Raw genomic sequence first — 23,116 nt, 5'->3', positions numbered from 1 at the left:
GTTGACGTAGTAGATGTCGTTGCCGCCAAAGCCGCTGAGGCTGTCGGCGCCGGCACCGCTATAGAGCGTGTTGGCGAGACCGTTGCCGCCGAGGCTGATGCCGAGAGTGCCCGCCCGGGCGATGAGGGTCTCGACCGATTCACCGGCTCCCAGGGTGAAGTTGGTGCTCGCGTAGATCTTGTCTGTTCCAGCCCCTGCCGCCTCATGCACGATGTCGCTCGTACCGTTGACGTAGTAGATGTCGTTGCCGCCAAAGCCGCTGAGGCTGTCGGCGCCGGCACCGCTGTAGAGCGTGTTGGCGAGGTCGTTGCCGCTGAGGCTGATACCGAGGTTCCCGGCCCTAGCGATGAGGGTCTCGACGGCTTCGCCCGCGCCCAGGGTGAAACTGCCGCTCGCATAGATCTTGTCGTTGCCGCCGCCGGCCGCTTCGTGGACGACATCGCCCAACTGATCGACGTAATAGATGTCGTTTCCCGATCCCCCGGAGAGGGTATCCGCCCCCCCGAGACCGTCGAGGACGTCGTTGCCCGCACCCGACCGGACGATGTTGGCCCGGCCATCACCCGTCACTGATTCGGGGGCGACGTCGTTGATCGTGATCGTGAAGGTCTTCGTGATGGAGAACGACCCATCGCTGACGGAAACCACTATGTCATGGCTCGTCGCCTGCTCGAAATCGATCAGCATTCGGTCTGCAACGATGATCTTTCCTGTCGCATCGATGGCGAAGCGTCCGCCGGCATTGTTGACCAGGGAATAGGTCAGAACAGCCGTATCGACGTCCTGCCCGACGACGCTCCCGACAACGGACGTATTGACCCGGTTTTCGTTCGTGGAGAGCGGTGCGCCAACGATATCGGTCGGCGCATCGTTGACGGCGATGACGGCGGCCGTTGGATTCGACGTGATCCTTTCGGGAACGCCGAGACCGTCGATGAAGCTCGCGACAACGCGGAGTTGCTGACCTGCCTGAAGATCGCCGGGCTTGAACGTCGATCCGGTGGCGCCGGGAATGTCCAGCCAATCCGTCCCGTCGAAAGACTGCCAAGTCAGAACCAGCGTTCCCGGCTTGATCCCGTTGAGATCGTCGATGTCGAAAACTGTCGCGGTGAGAACCTGCTTCTCGGTCGGTGTCGCATCGTTGATCGCCACCGAGCCAGTGGCGGGCGCATTCGTTCCGCTGATCGTGATGGTCTGATCGGCGAATTGCAGCCTCTCGATATTACGGATCGTATCGACGCCATCCGTGCCGACGGTATCGGTGACGGTGCGGCGCCCTCCCCCATCCGGTCCGCTGATCGTGTAATCGGCGAGATTGCCTGTAAAGACCGCCGTGTCGACATCGTTGGGGCCGACGCCCGTGGTGACGATCTCGCGGACGATGGCGAGCTGGCCGGGATTGATGCCCCCCGCCAACAGCTGGGCCTTGATCTCGTTCAGGCTATCCACGGAGCGGATGACCGGGCCGCTGCCGTTCTTGTTCTGGTGAACGGCGATCCGGACATTGAGCCACGCATCTCCATCGATGACGTCGTCGCCGAGATTGCCCCGGATCAGGTCGCTGCCCGCGCCGCCGAGGAGGATCTCGCCGCCCGTGGTCCCGACACCGGCACCTCCGCTTGGATCGAAGACCACCGCGTTTGGTAAGCCCGGCGCCGCATCGAGGAGTTCACGGAGGCCCGCTATCCTGTCGACTCCCGCCTGGGTGAGCACATTGACGAAGTTCTCGCCGATGACGAGCTTCGACGCCCCGGTCAGGATGTCGTTGTGTTTCCAGCCCGAGAGCCCTTCGACTGAGTCGAAGCGATCTCGCAGGATGATGTTCTCCCGGTTGTCGAGGACGCGGATACCGAGATCGGAATCCGCCCCGTTCGGGTCGCCTTTGTGGATCGACCAGTCGAACCCTTCCATGCCGTTGTTACGCTGGATGCCCGGCCCTTCGACCATGATGTCGTCGCCGTTCTCACCATCGTAATCCGTATCGTTGCCCTGGCCGTTCAGAACATCGTGTCCGACGATGGTGCTGTTGAAGAAGAGCTGCGAGTTCTCGCCCGAGAGACCGTCGAAACCCTCGCCGCCCTCGATCCAGTCGTCGCCTTCGTTGCCCAGCAGTGCGTCGGGAGCGCTGCCGCCGAGGATGAAGTCGTTGCCGAGGCCGCCGAACACCTCCTTCGTATCGGTGACTCCCATGATGAAGTCCTGCCCTGCATCTCCGAAGAGCAGATCGAGACCCGAGCCGCCGTTGATGACGTCATTGCCGAGGTTGCCCCGCAGGACATCGTCACCGAACGGGTCCTCGATGATGTCGTCGCCATCGCCGCCGAAGACGTTGTCGGATTCCATGCCGGCATTGAGGTAGTCGTCGCCGCCATCGCCCCAGAGGGTATCGATGCCCTTGTCGCCGTAGAGCCTGTCGTTCCCCTCCGTGCCCCCGAGCACGAAGTGCTCCCCGCCGCTGACCTTCAGAACGCCGCCCACGTCGTGAAGCTTGCCATCGACGGTGATCTGGCTGCCGCTGGTGTAGTCCCGCACGACCTTGGGATCGATCGCCTGCTGAGATGCCCTGTCCCAGATGGGGTCCAGGCCGTCCTGTGCGATGCCGCGGTCGAGTTCGAGGATGTGATCAGGGGTCGTGAACAGCGCCCCGTTGAGGTGGGTCGCATAGAGCCCCCCAAGGTCGGTGTTGCGCATCACCAGATCGGTGAAGGTGTTCGGTTCGAGATTGTTGAGAAGGTTCAACCCCTGCGTCCGGCTCAGGTAGTAGAGACGGTCGCCGTTCTGGAGATGCTCCATCTGGTATTCGAAGACGAAATTGAAGGTCGAGCCCAGCATCCCGCCGAATTCGTTCAGCTCTTCGGCCAAGCCGCCGATCCAGAGATCGACCGTGTTGAGGCCGCCCAGGCTGCCGCCGGCATAGGCGCCGGTGGCGTTCAGGAAGGCCAGTCGATCGGCGGCGACGGTCCCGTCGCCATTCTCGTCGACGCCCAGGACCAGCTCCATCGCCGCATGACGCTTGGCATCCACCGTCGACGCCCCGGTAATGGTCTCGTGGGTGCCGTAAGCCGCGATGAAGTTGATGATCGACATCGGATTCTTGATGTGCTGAGCGAAGTCGGCCCAGCTCGTGTAGGGCTTGAGATCAGGGTCACCGAAATCAGTGTAGAGTTGCCGCCGGGTCTCGTTGAGCGAGGGAACACCGGTGTCGCGGGCGCGGGCGATATTGAGCGCCGCCAGATCGAGAGGCAGGCCGAGCAAGTTGCTGCGCACGTCTTGGACGATGAACTCGTCCATCTCGTTGCCGACATCGCGCGTGAGGCCGCGGACGATGGCGCCGTTCGTGGCGGCGAGATCGATGCCGGTGCCGAGATACATCTGCGGATTGAGGAAAGCTTCGATGAGCGTTGCCTGATTGGCCTCGTCGTTGACGGTGGTCAGGTCGTTGTCGAGCCGGTCGACCGTGCCCGTCAGCATCGAGTGCCCGAAGCGATAGACCACGTGCGCGAACTCGGCCACGATGGACGGGTCGATGTCTGCGCTGTTGGTAAAGACGAACGGATCGACATTCGGCTGAACGCGGCGCGCGAATTCCTCGAAGACGAGATGCTGGTACTGCATTTCGGTGACCAAGCGCGCGGACTGGAAGAGACGGTCTCCGTCCCAGTCGAGCCCTGCGGCAGACGTGGGAATCTCAGCGATGTCCGTCTTCAGCCATTCGTTGATGAAGACGAGATCGCCGGTGGCGAGGATCGTGGCCTTGTTCTCCTCGACCAGTCGGTTGTGCTCTGAATGGAAGATGGAATGCACGGCGGTGAGGCCGATGTTTTCGTTGCCGCGTCCGTCGCCGGTCACGAAATGCGCATCGAGCATCTCGTTGTCGTAGGTCAGCGGATTGCGGTCGTCGGCCACACGGTCGGCCGCATCGATCTTGCCGTCGAGATTGATGTCCGCAAGGTCTCCGAGATCGATGCCGCCGTTGTGATTCGCATCTTGGATGAAGGCGGTTCCGGCATCGAGGTCGGCTTGGTCACTTCGGCCGTCGCCATTGACATCGAGAAGATCGTCGTCGGCGACCTGCTTGAGCTTCGGCGTTGCGGGATCATGGTCGTGATCCACGAAGACCGGCTCAGCGTGATGGGCGATGTCGTTCAGGAAGGCGTGGTTGGTGCCGACCGATCCCGCCGTCGTGATTCCTGCAGCGGTGCCTTCCTTGAACCAGTTGGTGGTGTGGGTGGCGTCCGGTGCCATGACGATCTGCGCGTAGCCGTTCTCACCCGGAATGAAGCGGCCGTACTGGTCGGTCTTGAGAAGCGGCACATTGTGGACGTCGAAGTCGTCGAGCCGGATGCCGAGCATCTCCAGTGCTTGCGCCTTCACCTCCGCCCAGCTGCCGACCGCACCGTCGAGCGACCCGTTGGCGGCTTTGCCGTCGAGGAGGCGACCCGTCGATGCTGTGTGGCCTAGACCATCTTTTGCGTATTCCCGCAGAAAGACCTGATGGGAGGCATGCGATGTGTAGGTCTGGTTCTGATCGACGAACGAGGTCGTCGTGTTCTCGTGCTGCGGGACGCCGTTCGCATCGAGCGTCACGGTCGCGCGTGTCAGAGCCATGAAGTTGGTCGGGCTGCCGGGCACGTAGAGCGGATCGTCCGGCTGCAAGGGGATGTAGACGGTGCCGTTATTGCCCTTGGTGACGAGATCGAGCCCATGGTCGAAGAACTGACCGAAGAACGTCATCCAGGAATTGAAGGGAGGGGACAGTCCGATATCGGGTGATTGGTTCGGGATCTTCGCGATGTCGGAATTGGTGACGACCAGTTCGTTCCCTGTCGGCGTCTCCCCTGGACGGATCGGGACCTTGCCGGGGTGATCTGCCTCGAAGGCGGCGAGCGACAGGGGATTGTTGAACCAGGCATCGACGGCCGCGGGATTGTCGACGGTCATGTCGACGATGAGGTTGGAGATGATGCGCGGGTCGGCATCGGCAACGCTGCTGGGCGTTCCGTAATTGGTGTTGGTGATCGTCGGAGCCCCCGATCCGGGGGGACCCAGGGGCATCGTGTCCCCGTCGGCGTCGTTCACGAAGACCGGATCGAGCAAGCGCGGGAACGGGTTGTCGGCGGCACCGTATTCCGGCTGGAGAAGGTTGTTGTCTTGCCCGTCCACCGTGCGCAGGCCGTACGGTGTCAGGGCGGCATCCGCGTCCGACAGGCCGATATAGACCGACTGAATTGCGGCCGTCATCGTCATGCCGCCGGCATGCGCCTCGGCGACCTTGATCTGCTTGAGAATGAAGGCAAGATCATCCTGATTGACGGTGAAACTCGTGGTCATCGGTGTCTCCCCGGATCGACAGCGTCGTTGCGTGACAGGGTCGCTGGCCAAAGCACGGCTGTCGCCGGTCGCCTCAGACAAGACGATGTATTCCCGCTCCCTCAAATCGAGCGGGGATGATAAGATAGTGATTTGCTCGCTGATTATTCTGTCGTGCGAATTTGTTCGCGCTTATTATTGGAGCTATTTAGTAATATATTGCTTACTTTTCGAATTTAGAGGCGGTTAGTATTTGCACTACGCCATTGATGAAGACGATAAGCTAGTCAGGTTGAAGTCTTAGGCATTTGTTTTATATCGAGCATATGTCGCACGCATTAGTGCAGCATCGGTCGGATGGCCTATTGCGACCGGCAAAGCCGACCGATGCCGGACACCCAAGGTGCGTCGGCAAGGGGCGGTCGGCGACGCAGAGCCATGGGGCCTCGCGCCAGCGCTCCGCGTGTCCGGGGCGTGCCGTCGCCGGGATGGTGCGAGGCGATGTGCCGGACGCAATGGGTCGGCACTGGAGTGGTGGCTACGGCAGTTGCCGAGCGTGCCGGCCCGCAGGGCGGCTCCCGATCGTCGGCCGGATGCGTCGAGGCGTCGGAAGGATGCGCGCCGAGGCGGTGCGCAGTATCTGGCGCGACGCCACGCGCCGGTGAGAAGGCCTCGACGCTATGCGCCCGCTGGCCGCAAAGCCTTTTCAGCGCTGCTCCAGGCGATCACTCCCGCGGCGATCTGCCGAGATCGGTGACGTATCGATGCCAAGTCCTGTACCATCCCGGCCGCCCCGCGGGGTGGGACATGGTCGATCGAGACCGCGGCCGTGCTCGTCGGTTCTACGGTGTCGAGGGGCTTTGAAGTTCCCGGCCGGACAGCTCAGCCGACTTCCCGGACCTCGGAGGCGTTTCCTCGGATCAAACCACGCCCCGCATAGATGCCGCCCGCGGTCTCCAGATCGAGACGCTCGGCATCGCGGCGGCGGACCTCTTCCATGACGGCGGTTGCCGCCTCGGGCTCGTCGCCGATGGTGAGGAGCGCCTGCTCGCCGAAGGCCAACGCCGATTCGAACGTTTCGCGAAGTTGATACGCCACGCCGGCATGGAGAAGTTCGATGGCGTGTTCGCGGTCGCGGGCGCGGGCCAGGACGGGCACGAGCGGAAATTCGGCTTTCGCGATCTCTGCGATGCGCTTGGCGGCGTCTCGATCGTCGACGCAGACGAGGATTGCGCGCGCGGTCGCGGCTCCTGCCGCGCGAAGGATGTCGAGGCGTGTGCCGTCGCCATAATACACCTTGAAGCCGAAGGTCTCGGCGACACGGATATAGGCGGGATTGGTGTCGATGATCGACACGGAGCATCCGCGGGAGATCAACGGTTGGCTGACGATCTGCCCGAAGCGGCCGAAGCCGATGATCAGGGCGCTGCCGACGAGATTCTCTGGCACCGCGATGCCATCGGTCGAGATGGAAGGCTTTGGGCCGAAGCGATCGAAAGCGATCACCATCAGCGGCGTGATCGCCATCGACAGGATGACCGTCGCGGTCAGGAGCGCATTGGTCGTGCCGTCGATGATCCCGGCGCTCGTCGCAGCGGCATAGAGCACGAAGGCGAACTCGCCGCCCTGCGCCATCAATGCCGCCCGCTCCATCGCCTCGGGATGCGAGGCCCGCAGGAGCCGGGCGACGCCGTAGATGACGAGGCTCTTGACCACCATGTAGGCCGCGACGCTCGTCAGGATCAGCGTCCAATTCGCGGCGATGACGGTGAGGTCGAGAGACATCCCGACGCCGAGGAAGAACAGGCCGAGCAAGATGCCACGGAACGGCTCGACATCGGCTTCGAGCTGATGCCGGAAGCTCGATTCCGACAGGAGCACGCCAGCCAGGAACGCGCCCATCGCCATGGACAATCCGCCAAGCTGCATCGCCGATGCCGAGCCGAGCACGACGAGCAGGGCCGCGGCCGTCATGACCTCTCGAGCCTTCGAGGCGGCCAGCAGGCGGAAAAGGGGATTGAGCAGCCAGCGTCCGGCGGCCACCAAAGCCGCGATGGATCCGAGCGCGATGGCGATGGCGTAGATCCGGTCCGTCGTGCCGGTCGCCTGCCCGCCAGGCGCCAGCAGCGCGACGATGGCGAGCAGCGGCACGATGGCGAGATCCTCGAGCAGCAGGATGGCCACGATGCGCCGGCCCTTCGGGGTCGAGAGCGAGCCGCGCTCTTCGAGGAGTTGCATGACGATCGCCGTTGACGTCAGAACGAAGCCGGTGCCGGCCACGAAGGAGATGGTCGGCGAGAACCCCATTGCGACGCCGACGAGGGTCAGGGCCGCGATGCTCGCTCCGACCTGTGCGAGGCCGAGGCCGAAAATCTCGCGCCGCATGCCCCAGAGCCGTGACGGCTCCATCTCCAGGCCGATGATGAACAGGAACATCACGACGCCGAGTTCGGCGATATGCAGGATCGCGTGGGCATCCGAGAACAGCCGTAAGCCGAATGGGCCGATGGCGAGGCCCGCTACGAGATATCCGAGGACCGAGCCGAGCCCGATTCGCTTGAACACCGGCACGGCGACGACACCCGCGGCGAGCAGGGCCACGACCTGGACGAGTTCGCTCGCGGCACCGGACGCTTCGACAGCCATGACTTGCACGTATCCTTCTGACGAGGCTGAGTCCCCGTATCGGCAGCGGAGGGGAAATGCGGCGCCTAAGCTTCGAGCATCCGACGCCGAATTGGCTGAGCCGGACGGTCGTCAGGGATATCGCACGGGAGGCGGGTTTTCGGGCAGGGGGATGAATTCGGATTCGCCCGGCACGGTGTCGAACCGGGCCTGTCGCCAGTCTTCCTTGGCTTGCTCGATCCGTTCGGGACGCGAGGAGACGAAGTTCCACCAGAGATGACGCGGGCCGTCCATGGGTTCTCCGCCCAGGACCATGAAACGGGAGGCCTCCGTCGCCCGCACGCTGATCCGGTCGCCCGGATTGAAGACGAGGAGCTGGCCGGGACCGAACCCGTCCCCGGCAATGTCGATCGCGCCCGAAACGGTATAGATCGCGCGCTCGTCATAGGTAGGGTCGAGGGGCAGTACCGCCCCTGCCTCCAGCGCCACATCGGCATAGACCATCGGGCTCGAGGTTCGCACGGGGGATGTCGCTCCGAACGCCTCGCCGGCGATCAGCCGGACGATCTTGCCCTCGCCGATGAGAATCGGCAGCGCCTCCGTCTCGTAATGCTCAAAGGCGGGGGCGGTCTCCTCGTCCTTGCCGCTGAGCGCGACCCAGCTCTGGATTCCGAACAGCTTGGAACCGGTCTGCCGAAGATCGGCGCCGGTTCGCTCCGAATGGGTGATGCCGCGGCCCGCGGTCATCCAGTTCAATTCACCGGGGCGGATCGGCAGTTCCGTGCCCAGGCTGTCCCGGTGCATGATCTCGCCATCGAACAGGTAGGTCACGGTGGAGAGGCCGATATGCGGGTGGGGGCGCACGTCCATGCCCTGGCCGAGCAGGAACTCCGACGGCCCCATCTGGTCGAAAAAGATGAAGGGGCCGACCATCCGGCATTCCGACGAGGGCAAGGCGCGCCGCACGGCAAAGGAGCCGAGATCCCGCGAGCGCGGCACGATCAGGGTCTTGATCGCATCGCAGGAGAAGTGATCACCCGGAACCGGGTCGTCCGCACTGTGCCAACTCATAGCCGCCGCGCCTCTCGCTCGATTCAATGGAAGATTGCCTCGGCTGGCAGGGGCCGAGCCCTCTGCACGAGACCGTGGCGTCGTCTGCCGCTATCCGGCCGGGGAAGGGTCCCCGGCCCAGCCATCGACCTCAGGCCTCGAAGAAGGTCAGCAAGTCCGGATTGATGACGTCCGCATGCGTCGTGCACATGCCGTGCGGGAAGCCGTCGTAGGTCTTCAGCGTGCCGTGCTTCAGGAGCGGGTGCGAGAGCAGCGCGGCGTCGGCGATCGGCACGATCTGGTCGTCGGTGCCATGCATCACCAGAACGGGCACGTCGATCGCCTTCAGGTCTTGCGTGAAGTCGGTCTCCGAGAATGCCTTGATGCAATCATAATGCGCCTTGGTGCCGCCCATCATGCCCTGCCGCCACCAATTGTCGATGACGCCCTGCGAGATGTCGGCCCCTGTCCGGTTGAAGCCGTAGAATGGACCCGCCGCCACGTCGCGATAGAATTGTGCCCGGTTGGCCGCGAGTGCTGCACGGAATCCGTCGAAGACTTCGATCGGCAGCCCGCCCGGATTCGTCTCGGACTTGACCATCACGGGCGGAACGGCGCCGATCAGCACCGCCTTGGCCACGCGGCCGGGCTCGGCACGGGCGACGTAATGCGCAACCTCGCCGCCGCCGGTGGAATGGCCGACATGGATGGCGTTCCTCAGGTCGAGGGCGGCGACGAGTTCTGCGACATCGGCGGCGTAGGTGTCCATCTCGTTGCCGGTGTCGGTCTGGGTCGAGCGCCCGTGGCCGCGACGATCATGTGCGATCACGCGATAGCCGTGGGCGAGGAAGAACAGCATCTGGCCGTCCCAGTCGTCCGCGCTCAGCGGCCAGCCGTGATGGAAGACCACCGGCCGAGCGTCCCTCGGACCCCAATGCTTGTAGAAGATTTCGGTGCCGTCCTGAACCGTAATCGTTGGCATCTTGAACCTCCGTGCTCTCGTCTGATGGCGTTGTCGTCCATGCGTTCGGTCGATGCCGACGTTTGAGGCAATCTTTGTGAATTAAAGAATCAAGCGCGTGAGCAGATCGTAGCTTACGATCGACTGCATAATTGACGAGCGGTCCGACGAAATCTTCCCTCCGCATCATCGAAGATGGTGATGGCCGTGAGCGACACCTGATCGGGTCAAGAAGGGCTCGCTCATCGTCGTTCTCATCGCCTGTTGCGTGGCAGGTTTCCGATGAGACGAGTATGCAGCTCGCAAAGTGGCGATAAAATAGAAACGATGGAAACCCATCGGTTCCAGAAAGTCACCCAGCGCCAATTCGATGTCGAGGTGATGAGATCACCGCGGCTCGAAATCCTGCGATCTACAGCTCGGTGATGGCGCTGCTCCCGGTCGCCCGAGGCAGAGAAGTGCTCGGAGGCTACGTTGTGGCGAACTGGCCGAGCCGTTCGGCCATGAAATCACCGAGCGAGGGCAGAATCCGGGTTGCTCGGCGACAAGCTTCGGAACGGCATGCACGCCGGTGCGCCGGAATATCTCAAGTGATGTGCTGCGATCCCCGAGATCGACCTGATTTCCGAGCCGCAATGTGTCCGGCGACGAGACGTGCCGCCCGATCGTCTCCGTTACGCGGAAGCCGAGGAATGGGCGGCGAGGATCAACTCTTTCGCCAAAGTCTCATCGTTCACGGCCCTGGCCAGGACCACGGCTCCCACCATGGTCGACATGGTCGCCAGCGCCCGCTGCCGACGCCGCTGCTCTGACCCTTTCGGCATAAGGCCGACCAGCAGATCGGACAGATGTCGTACGCCTTGCGTAAACCGCGAGCGGACTGGGCTGTCAGGCGCCTCCCGCGCGACATCGTTGGCGAGGGCGGCAACGGGGCATCCTTGCCCAGGCGACGTCACGTGGCCCAGGGAGAGATACATCGACAAGAGGGCATCCCGGCTCTCGCGATATTCCTTCGCCTGGGCGCGATCGGACAGGGCGTGATCGAATGCTTCGGCCGCCAAGGCCTCTTTGTTGGCGAACTGGCCGTAGAAGCCGCCATGTGTCAGGCCTGCCGAGGCCATGATGTCGGCGACACCGACCCCATTGAGGCCACGCTCGCGGAACAGAGCCGCCGCGACGTCGACCACACGCTGCCGGTTGAGCTTGGCCTGTTCCTGAGAAACTCTCGGCATCTTTGATCCTCTCGCGTCTCGACAGATCATATAGATGCGGATCGTCATTCAAACACGTCTCTCGGACCAGGATTCCGTCGGTCCTGTCCTGAAAGTCCCGCGCTGGCATCTCCGCTCGTCGAAGGGCGTGCGAAGGCTTTCAGAACGATCGCCCGGCTCGCGTGAGGGGGGCACAGACGCGAGCCGGGCGATGTACCGCGCGTCCCATTGTCGAGCGCGCGATCTCGAAATGCCATGTCGGTCTTCTCGCGACCGAGGTGTCGGTTCAAGGACTGGCTGGCTGAAGCATCGGAGTCGGCTCGGTCTGGACATCGGCTTCCCTCGGCTCGCGAGCAACCCGGAACCAGAGGGCGTAGAGCGCTGGGAGAAAGAGTAGCGTCAGGATGGTGCCGACCCCCACACCGCCGATGAGGACGTAAGCGAGCGCTCCCCAGAACACCGAGTGTGTGAGCGGGATGAAGGCGAGCATCGCAGCCGCCGCGGTCAGGATCACCGGCCGGGCGCGGCGTACCGTCGACTCGACGATGGCCTCGTAATCCGACAGCCCGGATGCGCGGTCGTGGTGGATCTGGTCCACCAGGATCAGCGTGTTGCGCATCAGGATCCCCGACAGCGCGATCAGGCCGAGGATCGCGTTGAAGCCGAAAGGCTGGTGGAAAATCAGTAGTGTCGGGGCGGCACCCACGAGGCCGAGGGGAGCCGTGGCGAATACCATGAACATCGTCGAGAACGAACGCACCTGGATCATGATGACCGTGAGTGTGACGATGAGCATGATCGGAAACACCGCGACGAGGGCGTTCATCGCCTTGGCGCTCTCCTCCACCGCGCCGGCCGTGTCGATCCGGTAACCCGGAGGCAGCTTGGCCTTGATCGGATCGAGGAGCGGGAAGATCTGCGCATGGATGTCGGGCGGTTGCTTGCCGTCGAGCACGTCGCCCTGGACCCGGATATAGGTCTCGCGGTTGTAGCGCTTCAGCACGGCCTCCTCGCTGCGAGGCTCCAGGCGGGCTACCTGTGACACCGGCACCTGCCGTCCGTCCTTCGTTGCCAGCGTCAGGTCGCCGATCTCCCCGAGTGAGCGCCGCTCGGGTCCCGGGCTGCGCAAGAGGACATCGACAGAGCGCAGGTTCTCACGGACCTGAGTGGCAGGCGTGCCGTTGAGGTAGCTCTGCAACTGCTGGCCGGCCTCCTTCGGGGTCAGGCCGATCAGGCGCAGGCGCTCCTGGTCGAGGGCAAGGTGCAGGTTGGGGGTCTTGTCGCCCCAATCGAGGTGGACGAGGCGCATGGCGGGGTTGGCCGCCATGACGTCCCGGATCTCGGCGGCGATGCCACGGATGACGTTGAGATCGGGGCCGACTACCCGGAACGCGACCGGAAATCGGATCGGTGGTCCGAACACGATCTGCAGAACACGCACGCGCGCCTCAGGGAAGCGGCCCTCGTCGACGAGCTTGCGCACCTTCCCCCGCAGCGTATCGCGGGCATGGGCGTCGGCTGTCTGCACCACGATCTGCGCGAAGGCGGGGTCGGGCAGTTCTGGATCGAAGGAGAGCACGAACCGTGGCATTCCCTGGCCGATATAGCTCGTGATCTCTCCGGCCTCGGGCAGGTCGCGCACCGCCGACTCGACCCGCTTGACGGTGGCCTCGGTGGTGCTGAAGGCGGAGCCCGCCGGCATCGTTACCTCGACGATGAGTTCGGCCCGCTCGGAATTCGGGAAGAACTGCTTCTCCACCTTGCCCATGGCGATCACCGCGCCCGCGAACAAGGCTACGGTGATCCCGGCCGCCATCCATTTATGATCGACCGCCATCCGCACCACGCCGCGAAGGCGTTGGTAGTTCTTCGTGGCGTAGATCGCGTCATGGCCGCCCTCGACCTTCTTGATCTTCGGCAGCAGCTTGACGCCGAGATAGGGTGTGAAGGTTACAGCAACGATCCAAGAGACGATCAGCGAAAAGGCTACGACCCAGAAGATGTTGCCCGCATATTCTCCGGCGGTGGAGGCGGCGAATCCCACTGGCAGGAAGCCCGCGATGGTGACGAGCGTGCCGGTGAGCATCGGCGCGGCGGTGGCACTCCAGGCATAGGTCGCCGCATCGATCCGGTCGGCGCCCTCCTCCATGCGCACCACCATCATCTCGATGGCGATGATCGCATCGTCCACGAGGAGGCCCAGCGAGATGATGAGGGCACCGAGCGTGATGCGGTCGAAGTCGCGACCCGTGAGCATCATCACCACGAACACCGCCGAGAGGGTGAGCGGCACGGCGAGCGCCACGACGATGCCGACCCGGAAACCAAGGGCGACGAGGCTGACGAAGATCACCACCGAGAGCGCGGTGAAGAACTTCACCATGAACTCGTGGATGGCCTCGTCGATGACCTTCGCCTGGTCGGTGATCTTGGTGAAACCGATGCCGGCAGGAAGTTCGTGATGGATCGCGACCTCCTCGGCATTGAGTGCCTGGCCGAGGGTCAGCCCGTTGAAACCGGGCTTCATCACGAGGCCGAGCATCAGGGCCGGCTCGCCGTCATTGCGGATCTCGAAGGCCTTCGGGTCCTCGTAGCCGCGCTTGACCTCGGCGATATCGCCGAGCTTGAGGCTGCGATCTCCTGCCGCGATCGGCAGATTGCGGATCGCGTCGAGCCCGTCGATGGCTCCATCGAGGCGCAGATAGACTCGGGGACCGGCCGCCTCGACGAAACCAGCCGGCGTGACGTCGTTCTGATTGGCCAGCGAGGCCAGGAGTTGCTGGCCGGTGATGCCGAGGGTGGCGAGGCGCTGATAGGAGATCTCGACGAAGATCTTCTGGGCCTGCTCGCCAAGGATGTTGATCTTCTCGACGCCGGGCACGCGCAACAGGCGCTGGCGAAGGTCCTCCGCACGCAGCACGAGGTGACGGTGCGGTAGGCCTTTGGCCTGTAACGCATAGAGCGCGAAGTAGATGTCGGAGAACTCGTCGTTGAAGAGCGGCCCGAACACGCCACGCGGCAGGCTTGACGCCTGATCGGAGAGTTTCTTGCGTGCCTGATAGAACTCCGCCTGCAGTTTGGCCGGCGGCATCGAGTCCTTGAAGAAGACCTTCATCAGCATGAGGCCGGGCCGGACGGTGGTCTCGACGCGGTCGTAATAGACGAGCTCCTGCAAGCGCTTCTCCAGGGGATCCGCGACTTGGCGCTGCATCTCGTCAGCGGTCGCTCCGGGCCAGGCCGCGGAGACCGACATCACCTTCACGGTGAAGGTCGGATCCTCGCCGCGTCCCAGCTTCTGGAAGGCGAAGAAGCCGGCTGCGGTGAGCGCGATCAGCAGAAAGAGCGTGACCGCTCGTTCACGGACGGCGAGTGCCGAAAGATTGAAGCCGGTCACCGTGTCGCCCCCGTCATGCCGAGGGGCGCCTGGCGCACCGTCTGGCCGGCCTTGAGCAGATGCGCGCCCAAAGCCACGATCCGATCCCCGGGAGACAGGCCGGAGACGATATCTGCGCTTTCCTCGGCCATGCGGGAGACCGTCACGACTTGTGCCGCCACGGTTCCGTTCTCGGCATCGAAGCGCCAGACCGACGAACCATGTCCCTGATCGAACAGGGCGCCGAGCGGCACCGCGATCGCGGCCGATCGCACGGCATCGAGAGATTTCAGCTGGAGCGTCACCGTCGCGCCGAGCGGTGCCGCCTCGCCGCCGCCGGACAAGACGTAGCGTGCCCGGTAGGTCCTGGTGGCCGGATCGGCGGTCGCGGACAATTCGCGCAGCCGAGCCGGATAGGTAGTCGCGCCCGCTGCGTAGAGTGTCGCCGAGGCCTCGCCCTGCGCGGCACGTCGGCTGCCCTCGGGCAGAAACACCTCCGCCTCGCGCGACCCGTTACGGGCAAGCTTCACCACCGTCTGGCCTGCGGCGACCACCTGCCCGGGCTCGGATGGCACCTCCATCACGACGCCGTCGGCATCGGCCTGAAGTTCGGAATAGCCAGCCTGATTGGCGATCTGGCTCGCTTGGGCCTCGGCGTTGGCGAACTGGGCGATGGCCGCGTCGGCGGCTCCCTTGTTCTGGTCGTAGGTCTGCTTCGAGGTCCAGCCGTCGATGACGAGCTTGCGGCTGCGTTCCTCGTCGGCTCTGGCCTTGATCATCTGAGCCCGCGCCGCTTCGACGGAAGCGCGGGCGGCATTGAGTGCGAGGCTGAAATCGGTTCGATCGAGGCGCATCAGCGGCTGGCCGAGCCGCACGCGGTCACCCGGATCGACGAGGCGCTCGAAGATCTTGCCGCCGACGCGGAAGCCGAGATTGCTCTCGGTCCGGGCCCGGATGACCCCGGTGTAGCGCGCGACGCCATCGCCGGTAGGGGCGACCACTACGGTCTGGACCAGTGGTGCCTCCGGAGCCACGGCCGTCTCAGCCGGCGAGCATCCCGCGAGCGGAAGAAATGCGAGGACCATGATCCATCTCGTCACCATCATCGAACTCCCGACCACCGTCCAGCGCCGAAATAAGTTATGATCGTAATCTATTTTGGCGCTGGATGGTGGTCAAGGGACGTCACGCGCTGAATCATGCGGCGCGATCAATGCTGTGGTGGTTTGAGGCAGCGACGCCGCAGCGAATCGCTCCTCACGGTGACGTCAGGGAGAGCGAAGGTGATTCACGGTACAGGCGGCATCTTGTCGGTGACGAATTCTTAGGCAGGCTTCACGCGCACACGATCTCAAGGGTCCCGGCGCAGCCGCGCCGGGAGTTCGCAGGCCCTGATCGTCGATCCGAGTAGTCGGCGATTCAGTTCAGTGCCACCGTGAAGGCGCCCTGGGTCTTGGAGCGGATCTCGTCTTCGGTGACGCCATCGGCGAGTTCGATCAGGACCATGCCGCCGTCGCCCTTCTTGTCGATGGTGAAGACGCCGAGGTCGGAGATCACCATGTCGACAACGGCAGTGCCGGTGAGCGGCAGATCGCAGGCGGCCAGCAGCTTCGGGCTCTCCGAGCCGTCCTTACCCTTCGCGGTGTGTTCCATCACCACGACCACTTTCTTCACTCCGGCGACGAGGTCCATGGCACCGCCCATGCCCTTCACCATCTTGCCGGGGATCATCCAATTGGCCAGATCGCCGTTCTGCGCCACCTGCATTGCGCCGAGGATCGACAGGTTGATGTGTCCGCCGCGGACCATGCCGAAGGAGTCGGACGAAGAGAAGTAGCTGGTGGTCGGCAGTTCGGTGATCGTCTGCTTGCCGGCATTGATGAGGTCGGCATCCTCTTCGCCGTCGAACGGGAACGGACCCATGCCGAGCATGCCGTTCTCGGATTGGAGCTGTACCGACATCCCTTCGGGGATGTAGTTCGAGACGAGTGTCGGGATGCCGATGCCGAGATTCACGTAGTAGCCGTCGCGCAGTTCCTTGGCGGCGCGTTCCGCCATCTGTTCGCGTGTCCAGGCCATGAGAACGTCTCCCTAATCTTAGACGGCAGCGGGGGGGATGGCGGGCTCGCCGCGCTTGCGCGTCGTGCGCTGCTCGATCCTCTTTTCCCGGATCGCCACGTGGATGATGCGCTTGATGAAAATGCCCGGCGTATGGATTGCGTCGCCGTCGATCTCACCCGGCTGGACCAGATGCTCGACCTGAGCGACGGTGACTTTGGCGGCGGTGGCCATCATCGGATTGAAGTTGCGGGCGGTCTTCCGGTAGACGAGGTTGCCCTCGGTATCGCCCTTCCAGGCATGGACGATGGCCAGATCCGCGAAAAGGCCGCGCTCCATCACATAATCCTCACCGTCGAACTCGCGTACCTCTTTCCCCTCCGCGATGAGGGTGCCGACCCCGGTCTTGGTGAAGAAGGCCGGGATGCCCGCCCCGCCTGCGCGGATGCGCTCGGCTAGCGTGCCCTGCGGGTTGAACTCTATGGCGAGTTCGCCGCCGAGATATTGCCGGGCGAATTCCTTGTTCTCGCCGACATAGGAGGAAATCATCTTCGCGATCTGACGGGTCTGCAGCAGCTTGCCGAGGCCCACATTGTCGATGCCGGCGTTATTGGAGATGACGGTGAGATCCTTGACCCCCGAAGCCTGGATCGCATCGATCAGTTCGTCGGGGATTCCGCAGAGGCCGAAGCCGCCGGCCATGATCGTCATGCCGTCCTTGAGCAGGCCGGCGACCGCCTGCGTGGCGTCGGAATATACCTTCTTCATCTCAAGCCTTCCTCCCGGAAACCGGTTCGTGGCGCCGTTGCCGCCCGCCCTGGCGAACGGGAGTCGAGCCGAGCTTTACATGGCCCGGTATACCAGGGCAGGCAGCTTGCCCGTCCATACCGTCTCTGCGCCAGGAGACCGCGTTTCGGCAAGATCCTGCGGGAGAAGTTCCCTCGGGATCGGCGACTGAATGGAAGACTTGTCGCTTCGGTGCCCGATCGAAGGGCTTTCAGCTCGTGGAGAGCCCTTCGGATCCCGATGCTCAACTGGGGAGAAATGATGCACTGCAGACAAACACTATCGCACTCGCTATGGGATGGAGCGGGGGGCATGTTTCGAAGAACGATCGCGGTGGCTTGGCGAGGCTGGTCCGCGGGACAGTCCGTCGCGGTTTTACTCCAATAGGGAGAAACATGTCGCTGCGTCGCCTTCTGCCGGCCCTCTGTGTCGGTACCCTCGCCATCGCCCTCATCGGTGCCTGTCTTCCCTGGTCGGTCGCCTCCGTTCGCCTGACGCGGGCTGTCGGCAAGTCACTGGCCGCCAATTACGGGATCGCGATGCGGACCGAAGGGGGGGCAGGCATCGCCCTTCTCCCGCTTCCGCGCTTGGATTTCGAGGGAGTCAGGCTCAATGCGGGGACGGTCGACGGCCCACTCCTCGCCGAAGGCGGATCGCTCACCCTCAAGCTCGGCATCCGTGCTCTCCTCGCTGGCCGAATCGAGATCGATACTCTCTCGCTCGAACGCACCACGATCACACTCCCTGTCGATGACGCGGACCGTCGCTGGGTCGAGCCGGTCCGCCGCCTCAGAGCACGCCTGACCGAGGCGGGCGGTTCGCGACCGCGGCGCATCAGTCTCACCGATGCGATTCTTGTGGGTCGCGATCCGCGCGACGGCAGCGCTCAGACCGCCAGCGATGTCGATCTGATCCTGTCATGGCCATTCTGGTCGTCGCAGACCAACATCACCGGCAGCTTCCTTTGGAACGAGACCCCGACCCGGTTCTCCCTTTCTGGACTCCAGCTGGATCAACTGTTTTCGGGGCGGGAATCGCCTTTCTCAGCCACCGCGACTTGGCCTGCCGGCCATCTGGCGGCCGAGGGAAGCGGCGCTCTCGCCGAAGGGTTGTCGCTTCGCGGCCAGGGCAGCCTGCAGACACGTTCCTTGCGCGAGACCCTGGCCTGGGCGGGAACGGATGTCGCGCTTTCGCCCTTCCTTCAGACTTTCGCCATCGACGGCACGTTCGAGAGTTCGGGCCGCAACCTGCTCCTGCCGTCGATGCGTCTTCAACTCGGTGACAACCGCCTCGAAGGCGCCGGCTCGGTTAGTTTCGGCGAGAACCGGCCGGCGCTTCAAGCGACCCTGGCCGCGGAGAACCTGAACCTCGCTCCCGTGCTTGCCACCCTGATACAGGTCTTCGGGCTCGACGATCCATCTGACGCCAATGGCTGGAGCCGGCAGAGCATCGCGCTTCGCCCTTTCACCGGTGGCGACCTCGACCTGCGCCTCTCTGCGGGGAGTGCCCGCCTCGGCCCGGTGGTCATGGAAGACATCGCCTCCAGCCTCCTCGTTCGGGAAGGCAGCGTCGAGGCTTCGCTCGGTCGCGCGTCGGTGCGCGGCGGAACCATCAAAGGACGGTTCGGCCTGACGACCTCCGTCTCCGACCGCGGCGAGACGGAATTGCGGGCGCAGGGTGCTTTCGATCGGCTCGATCTCGGGGCGCTCCTCGTCGATCTCGGGCAGGAGAGCTGGATCGTCGGCAACGCCCAGGGACAGTTCATGCTGGAAGGGGCCGGGCGCACCGCCGCTGGTCTCATCGGTCACATCAACGGGCGCTCGTCCCTGGCCATGGAAGGGGGCACCCTCGCGGGGCTCGACCTCGCCGACGTGGTTCACCGCAATGGAATCGCGGCGAGCGGCGCACTGGCTCGCCGGAATGGCCGCACGCCGTTCGAGCGGGCGGGCGTGACCCTGCGCTTCGTCGACGGGATCGGCGAAATTACCGATGGGACGCTGAAGGCGAACTCGCTCACCGCATCGCTGCGAGGGACGCTGTCCCTGCCCGACCGCAGCCTCATCGCCAAGGCGGAGCTGATGCCGCGAGCGGCCAACGACAATGCTCTGCGGCCGGGGGCGCCTCAAGGACCGCTCTTCGACATAGAGGGACCGTGGGACGCCGTTGCGGTCCGCGCGATCTCGCGCGATGGCGGCTCGGACCTCGATTCCCGCGGAGGATCGATCCTGGCTCCCAACGCGCTGCGCGTACCGACGACGGGTAATTTCGACCTTCCGACACGGGCGCGAGCCTACGCGCCTTGAATGCCGGCGGGGCGTCGTCCGGTGAGGAACGACGCCATCAGCACGACCACGGTGACGCCGCCGACGAGGAGTGTCGATGCGGCGTTGATCTCGGGGTTCACGCCGAGACGGACTTGACTGTAGAGGCGCATGGGCAGGGTGGTCGCCCCCGGCCCCGAGACGAAGCTGGCGATGACGAGATCGTCCAGCGACAGGGTGAAGGCGAGCAGGAAGGCCGCCGTTAGCGAAGGTGCGATCAACGGCAGGGTTATGGTGGCGAAGACCCGGAACGGCCCCGCACCGAGATCCGCCGCCGCCTCTTCCAGCGAATGGTCGAGCCCCTTCAGCCTCGCACCGACGACCACTGTCACGAAGCCGAGGCCGAGGGTGGCGTGGGCGATGATCAGGGTGACGATACCCCGATCGAGACCCAGCCCGACGAACAGCAGCAGCAGCGACAGGCCGGTGATCACCTCCGGCATCACCATCGGAGCGTAGACGAGGCCGGTGAATCCGCCCCGTCCGGGAAAGCGCCCGCTGCGGTCGAGGGCCAGCGCCGCCATCGTGCCGAGGATAGTCGCCACGAGTGCTGCGCTCGATGCCACCTTCAAGGATACGAGCGCCGAGGCGATGAGCGGGCCGTCGTTGACGAGCACCCCGTACCACCGTGTCGAGAATCCGCCCCACACAGTGACGAGGGACGAGGCGTTGAACGAGAACACCACGAGCACGGCGATCGGCGCATACAGGAAGAGCAGGCCGAGGCCGAGGCTCAGGCGGTTGAGCGAGCTCACCGGCCGACCTCCCCCCTTTCGCGCTCCGCATCGCGGAACAGCACGATCGGACCGACGATGAGAACGAGCAGAAGCACCGCCACCGCCGAGGCGAGGGGCCAGTCCCGATTGGAGAAGAACTCGCTCCACAAGACGCGACCTAGCATCAGCGTGTCGGATCCACCCAGAAGGTCTGGGATGATGAACTCGCCGACCATGGGAATGAAGCACAGGAGCGCTCCCGCGACGATGCCGGGCCGCGCGAGCGGCAGGGTGACCGTCCAGAATGCCCGCGTCGGCGAGGCTCCGAGATCGGCTGCGGCGTCCGTGAGGTCAGGGTCGAGGCGGGAGAGAACCGCATAGAGCGGCAGGACCATGAAGGGCAGATACGCATACGTCAGGCCGATCATCACCGCGGTCGGCGTGTTCAGGATCTCCATGGGGCGGGCGATCAGGCCGGCCCGGAGCAAGCCGGAATTCAGCAATCCCTCGGGTTTGAGGATCGCGATCCAGGCATAGATGCGGATCAGGAAGCTCGTCCAGAACGGCACGATCACCAGGGCCACGAGGAGCGGCCGGAGACGGGCCGGCGAGCGGGCGAGCGCATGGGCGATGGGGGTTCCTAGGATCACCAGGAGGCCCGTCGCCATTGCCGCATAAAGGAGCGAGGACAGGGCCGCGTCACGATACAAGCTGTCGCCGGCAAGCGTCTCGAAATTGGCGAAATCGAGGGCTTCGAGAAACGCTCCCCATCCGTCGATACCCGCACTCCAGTCGAGCACCGGAAGGTAGGGCGGCTGTGCCGTCGCAGGTGCGGACAGGCTGATCTTGAGGGTGATGAGGCATGGCAGCAGCACGAAAGCTGCGAGCCAGAGATACGGGGTGACCGGAAGGAGCCGCTTCATCACGCCGCCACGACCGTCGCGGCCTCCGGCGCGAAGGAGAGGCCGACCGGTGTTCCGCTTTCGATCCCGGCTCCGACGGGCAGGTTCGCACGGATCGTGCTCCCATCGGCCATGCGGATGTCGAGGCGGATGCGATCGCCGAGATAGATCGAGGCCTCCACCGTCCCTGCGAGCGTATTTCGTTCCCCTGCGACGGCCGGACCGAGGGGTGATACCGCCATCCGCTCGGGACGCAGGGCGAGCATCGCGGCAGTACCAGCGCCGGGGGCGCCCTCCGCCACGGCGAGGATCGGGCCGAATACGGTGTCGACCCGCACCCGCGCGCCCTCGGCCTGCCCGACCGTGCCGGGGATAAGGTTCACATCGCCGAGGAGGCCGGCGACGAAACGAGTGGCGGGCCGTTCGTAGAGCGTCTCCGCCGGGCCGATCTGGACGAGGCGCCCCCTGTCCATCACGCCGATCCGGTCGGCGAGCGCCATGGCCTCCGAGGGATCATGGGTTACGATGATGAAGGCGGTGCCGAGACGGCGTTGGATGGCACGCAATTCCCCTTGTGTCTGCTCGCGCAGGCCACGGTCGAGGGCGCCGAGCGGCTCGTCGAGGAGCAGCACCTTCGGCTCGCGCGCCAGAGCCCTCGCTAGGGCGACGCGCTGGCGCTGGCCGCCCGACAGGGTCTCAGGACGCCGATCCCCGAAGCCTTCGAGATGCACCAGACGAAGCAGGTCCTCGACGCGGGCGGCTGCTGCCGGACGACCGAGGCCTTTCAGACCGTAGGCGATGTTCTGGGTGACCGTGAGGTGTGGAAACAGTGCATAGGCTTGGAACATCATGTTCACCGGACGCCTGTGCGGGGGCAGTCCGGTGAGGTCGAGGCCGTCGAGGCGGATCGTGCCGCCGGTCGGCGTCTCGAATCCTGCGATCAGCCGCAGCAGCGTACTCTTGCCGCAGCCGGAGGGGCCGAGCAGGCACAGGATTTCGCCCGATCGCATGTCGAGAGAGAGATCCACCACCGCATCGTGCGCGCCGAACCTCTTGGTGACCCGGTCGAGGGCCAGTAACGGGGCCACGGCGTGTCTCGCTGTCAACTGTCCTCGCGCAACGCTTCTGCGACCCGCGCCTCCAGCAGGTCCGGCCGGCGGATGACGAGGGCGCCGCGCGTCCGGTCGATCAGGCCGTCGGCCGCCATCACCGTGAATTCGCGGGTCACCTGTTCGCGCCGGCAGCCGATACGGGCGGCGAGGACGTGATGGTAGGGTGGCGGCGTCACCACCCGCTCGCCGTCGCCCCCGGAGCGCGGGACCGACAGGCGCAGCAATTCCGCATAGAGGCGATGGCGCAGGTCGAGGAGCGCGTGCTCCATCAGTCGCGTGTTCAGTTCTCTAACGCGTTTGGCGAGCAGCCGAAACAGCCGGTCGGCGATGGCCTCTGAGGCGAAGATCATCTGGCGGAAGATCGGGGCCGGGACCACGCAGACCTCGCCGCGGGTCAGGGCCGTGACGTTGGCCGAGCGTCCGATCCCGTCGAGGGCCGCGAGTTCTCCGAAGAAAGCCCCTCCGCGCATCTCGCCGAGAATGACTTCCTTGCCCGATTGCGAACGGTTGAGGATGCGGACCTCGCCCGAGGCGAGAAAATAGACGTCGGTCGAGATATCGTCGTAATCGACCAAGACCTCGTTCTCGTCGAACCGCCGCCAGTGGCAGCGGGTCTCGTAGGCGGACAGCTCGATTCCCGGCTCCTTGAAGAAGGGGATTGTCGCCAGCCGTCCTGTGGTCACGCGTTTCG

At 64.5% G+C, this 23,116-nt stretch carries 14 protein-coding genes; 1 reads left to right on the top strand and 13 read right to left on the bottom strand.

Annotated elements, in window-relative coordinates:
- The 9 genes from ACFQ4G_RS10870 to ACFQ4G_RS10830 form a co-directional block, all read right to left on the bottom strand.
- The coding region (locus ACFQ4G_RS10870) for a peroxidase family protein (RefSeq protein ID WP_379040168.1) at window positions 1-5,331 on the bottom strand (5,331 nt) is incomplete at its 3' end.
- 861 nt (window positions 5,332-6,192) lie between these two features.
- Complete coding sequence (locus ACFQ4G_RS10865; protein WP_238205832.1) at window positions 6,193-7,956, bottom strand: monovalent cation:proton antiporter-2 (CPA2) family protein; 1,764 nt, start codon at window positions 7,954-7,956, stop codon at window positions 6,193-6,195.
- 111 nt (window positions 7,957-8,067) lie between these two features.
- On the bottom strand, window positions 8,068-9,006 hold the full coding sequence (locus ACFQ4G_RS10860) for a pirin family protein (protein WP_238205834.1): 939 nt from the start codon (window positions 9,004-9,006) through the stop codon (window positions 8,068-8,070).
- Between the two features lie 130 nt (window positions 9,007-9,136).
- On the bottom strand, window positions 9,137-9,967 hold the full coding sequence (locus ACFQ4G_RS10855) for an alpha/beta fold hydrolase (protein ID WP_238205836.1): 831 nt from the start codon (window positions 9,965-9,967) through the stop codon (window positions 9,137-9,139).
- A 653-nt stretch (window positions 9,968-10,620) separates the two neighbouring features.
- Complete coding sequence (locus ACFQ4G_RS10850; RefSeq protein WP_238205839.1) at window positions 10,621-11,178, bottom strand: TetR/AcrR family transcriptional regulator; 558 nt, start codon at window positions 11,176-11,178, stop codon at window positions 10,621-10,623.
- Window positions 11,179-11,443: 265 nt separating this feature from the next.
- Window positions 11,444-14,551, bottom strand: coding sequence for an efflux RND transporter permease subunit (locus ACFQ4G_RS10845; RefSeq protein WP_238205841.1), 3,108 nt, complete (start codon window positions 14,549-14,551; stop codon window positions 11,444-11,446).
- Window positions 14,548-15,615 carry an efflux RND transporter periplasmic adaptor subunit gene (locus ACFQ4G_RS10840; protein ID WP_379040165.1) on the bottom strand — a complete coding sequence of 356 codons (1,068 nt, stop codon included), beginning with the start codon at window positions 15,613-15,615 and terminating at the stop codon, window positions 14,548-14,550. The genes ACFQ4G_RS10845 and ACFQ4G_RS10840 overlap by 4 nt, the downstream gene beginning before the upstream one ends.
- A gap of 334 nt (window positions 15,616-15,949) precedes the next feature.
- A complete protein-coding gene (locus ACFQ4G_RS10835; protein WP_238205842.1) occupies window positions 15,950-16,609 on the bottom strand; it encodes a 3-oxoacid CoA-transferase subunit B in 660 nt (219 codons plus the stop codon).
- Between the two features lie 18 nt (window positions 16,610-16,627).
- Window positions 16,628-17,356: a CoA transferase subunit A gene (locus ACFQ4G_RS10830; protein WP_238205844.1), complete on the bottom strand. Its 729-nt coding sequence runs from the start codon at window positions 17,354-17,356 to the stop codon at window positions 16,628-16,630.
- A gap of 413 nt (window positions 17,357-17,769) precedes the next feature.
- On the opposite strand from ACFQ4G_RS10830, the gene ACFQ4G_RS10825 reads away from it, so the two are divergent.
- Window positions 17,770-19,677: an AsmA family protein gene (locus ACFQ4G_RS10825; protein WP_238205846.1), complete on the top strand. Its 1,908-nt coding sequence runs from the start codon at window positions 17,770-17,772 to the stop codon at window positions 19,675-19,677.
- Here the strand turns inward: ACFQ4G_RS10825 and ACFQ4G_RS10820 are convergent.
- From ACFQ4G_RS10820 to ACFQ4G_RS10805, 4 genes are read right to left on the bottom strand one after another with little or no spacing between them, the layout of a single operon-like run.
- Window positions 19,665-20,450 (bottom strand): ABC transporter permease, encoded by a 786-nt coding sequence (locus tag ACFQ4G_RS10820; RefSeq protein ID WP_238205848.1) that lies wholly within the window; start codon window positions 20,448-20,450, stop codon window positions 19,665-19,667. The two genes, ACFQ4G_RS10825 and ACFQ4G_RS10820, sit on opposite strands and share 13 nt — an antisense overlap.
- Entirely contained in the window at window positions 20,447-21,334 is an 888-nt protein-coding gene (locus tag ACFQ4G_RS10815; RefSeq protein WP_238205849.1) for an ABC transporter permease, read from the bottom strand. Before ACFQ4G_RS10815 ends, ACFQ4G_RS10820 begins: the two co-directional genes overlap by 4 nt.
- Entirely contained in the window at window positions 21,334-22,419 is a 1,086-nt protein-coding gene (locus ACFQ4G_RS10810; RefSeq protein ID WP_379040161.1) for an ABC transporter ATP-binding protein, read from the bottom strand. Before ACFQ4G_RS10810 ends, ACFQ4G_RS10815 begins: the two co-directional genes overlap by 1 nt.
- On the bottom strand, window positions 22,416-23,108 hold the full coding sequence (locus tag ACFQ4G_RS10805; RefSeq protein ID WP_238205850.1) for a Crp/Fnr family transcriptional regulator: 693 nt from the start codon (window positions 23,106-23,108) through the stop codon (window positions 22,416-22,418). Before ACFQ4G_RS10805 ends, ACFQ4G_RS10810 begins: the two co-directional genes overlap by 4 nt.
- Window positions 23,109-23,116: the final 8 nt, after the last annotated feature.

It is taken from the genome of Methylobacterium marchantiae, assembly GCF_042679825.1.
Lineage (GTDB): Bacteria > Pseudomonadota > Alphaproteobacteria > Rhizobiales > Beijerinckiaceae > Methylobacterium > Methylobacterium marchantiae.
Note: the sequence above shows the minus strand (reverse complement) of the source record. Positions and strands in the feature narration are given on the sequence as shown.

Bases quoted from the DNA above. Each gene is read 5' to 3' on its own strand.
- ACFQ4G_RS10865 (WP_238205832.1), bottom strand. From the start codon at position 7,956: ATGGCTGTCGAAGCGTCCGGTGCCGCGAGCGAACTCGTCCAGGTCGTG.
- ACFQ4G_RS10860 (WP_238205834.1), bottom strand. From the start codon at position 9,006: ATGAGTTGGCACAGTGCGGACGACCCGGTTCCGGGTGATCACTTCTCC.
- ACFQ4G_RS10855 (WP_238205836.1), bottom strand. From the start codon at position 9,967: ATGCCAACGATTACGGTTCAGGACGGCACCGAAATCTTCTACAAGCAT.
- ACFQ4G_RS10850 (WP_238205839.1), bottom strand. From the start codon at position 11,178: ATGCCGAGAGTTTCTCAGGAACAGGCCAAGCTCAACCGGCAGCGTGTG.
- ACFQ4G_RS10840 (WP_379040165.1), bottom strand. From the start codon at position 15,615: ATGGTCCTCGCATTTCTTCCGCTCGCGGGATGCTCGCCGGCTGAGACG.
- ACFQ4G_RS10835 (WP_238205842.1), bottom strand. From the start codon at position 16,609: ATGGCCTGGACACGCGAACAGATGGCGGAACGCGCCGCCAAGGAACTG.
- ACFQ4G_RS10830 (WP_238205844.1), bottom strand. From the start codon at position 17,356: ATGAAGAAGGTATATTCCGACGCCACGCAGGCGGTCGCCGGCCTGCTC.
- ACFQ4G_RS10825 (WP_238205846.1), top strand. From the start codon at position 17,770: ATGTCGCTGCGTCGCCTTCTGCCGGCCCTCTGTGTCGGTACCCTCGCC.
- ACFQ4G_RS10815 (WP_238205849.1), bottom strand. From the start codon at position 21,334: ATGAAGCGGCTCCTTCCGGTCACCCCGTATCTCTGGCTCGCAGCTTTC.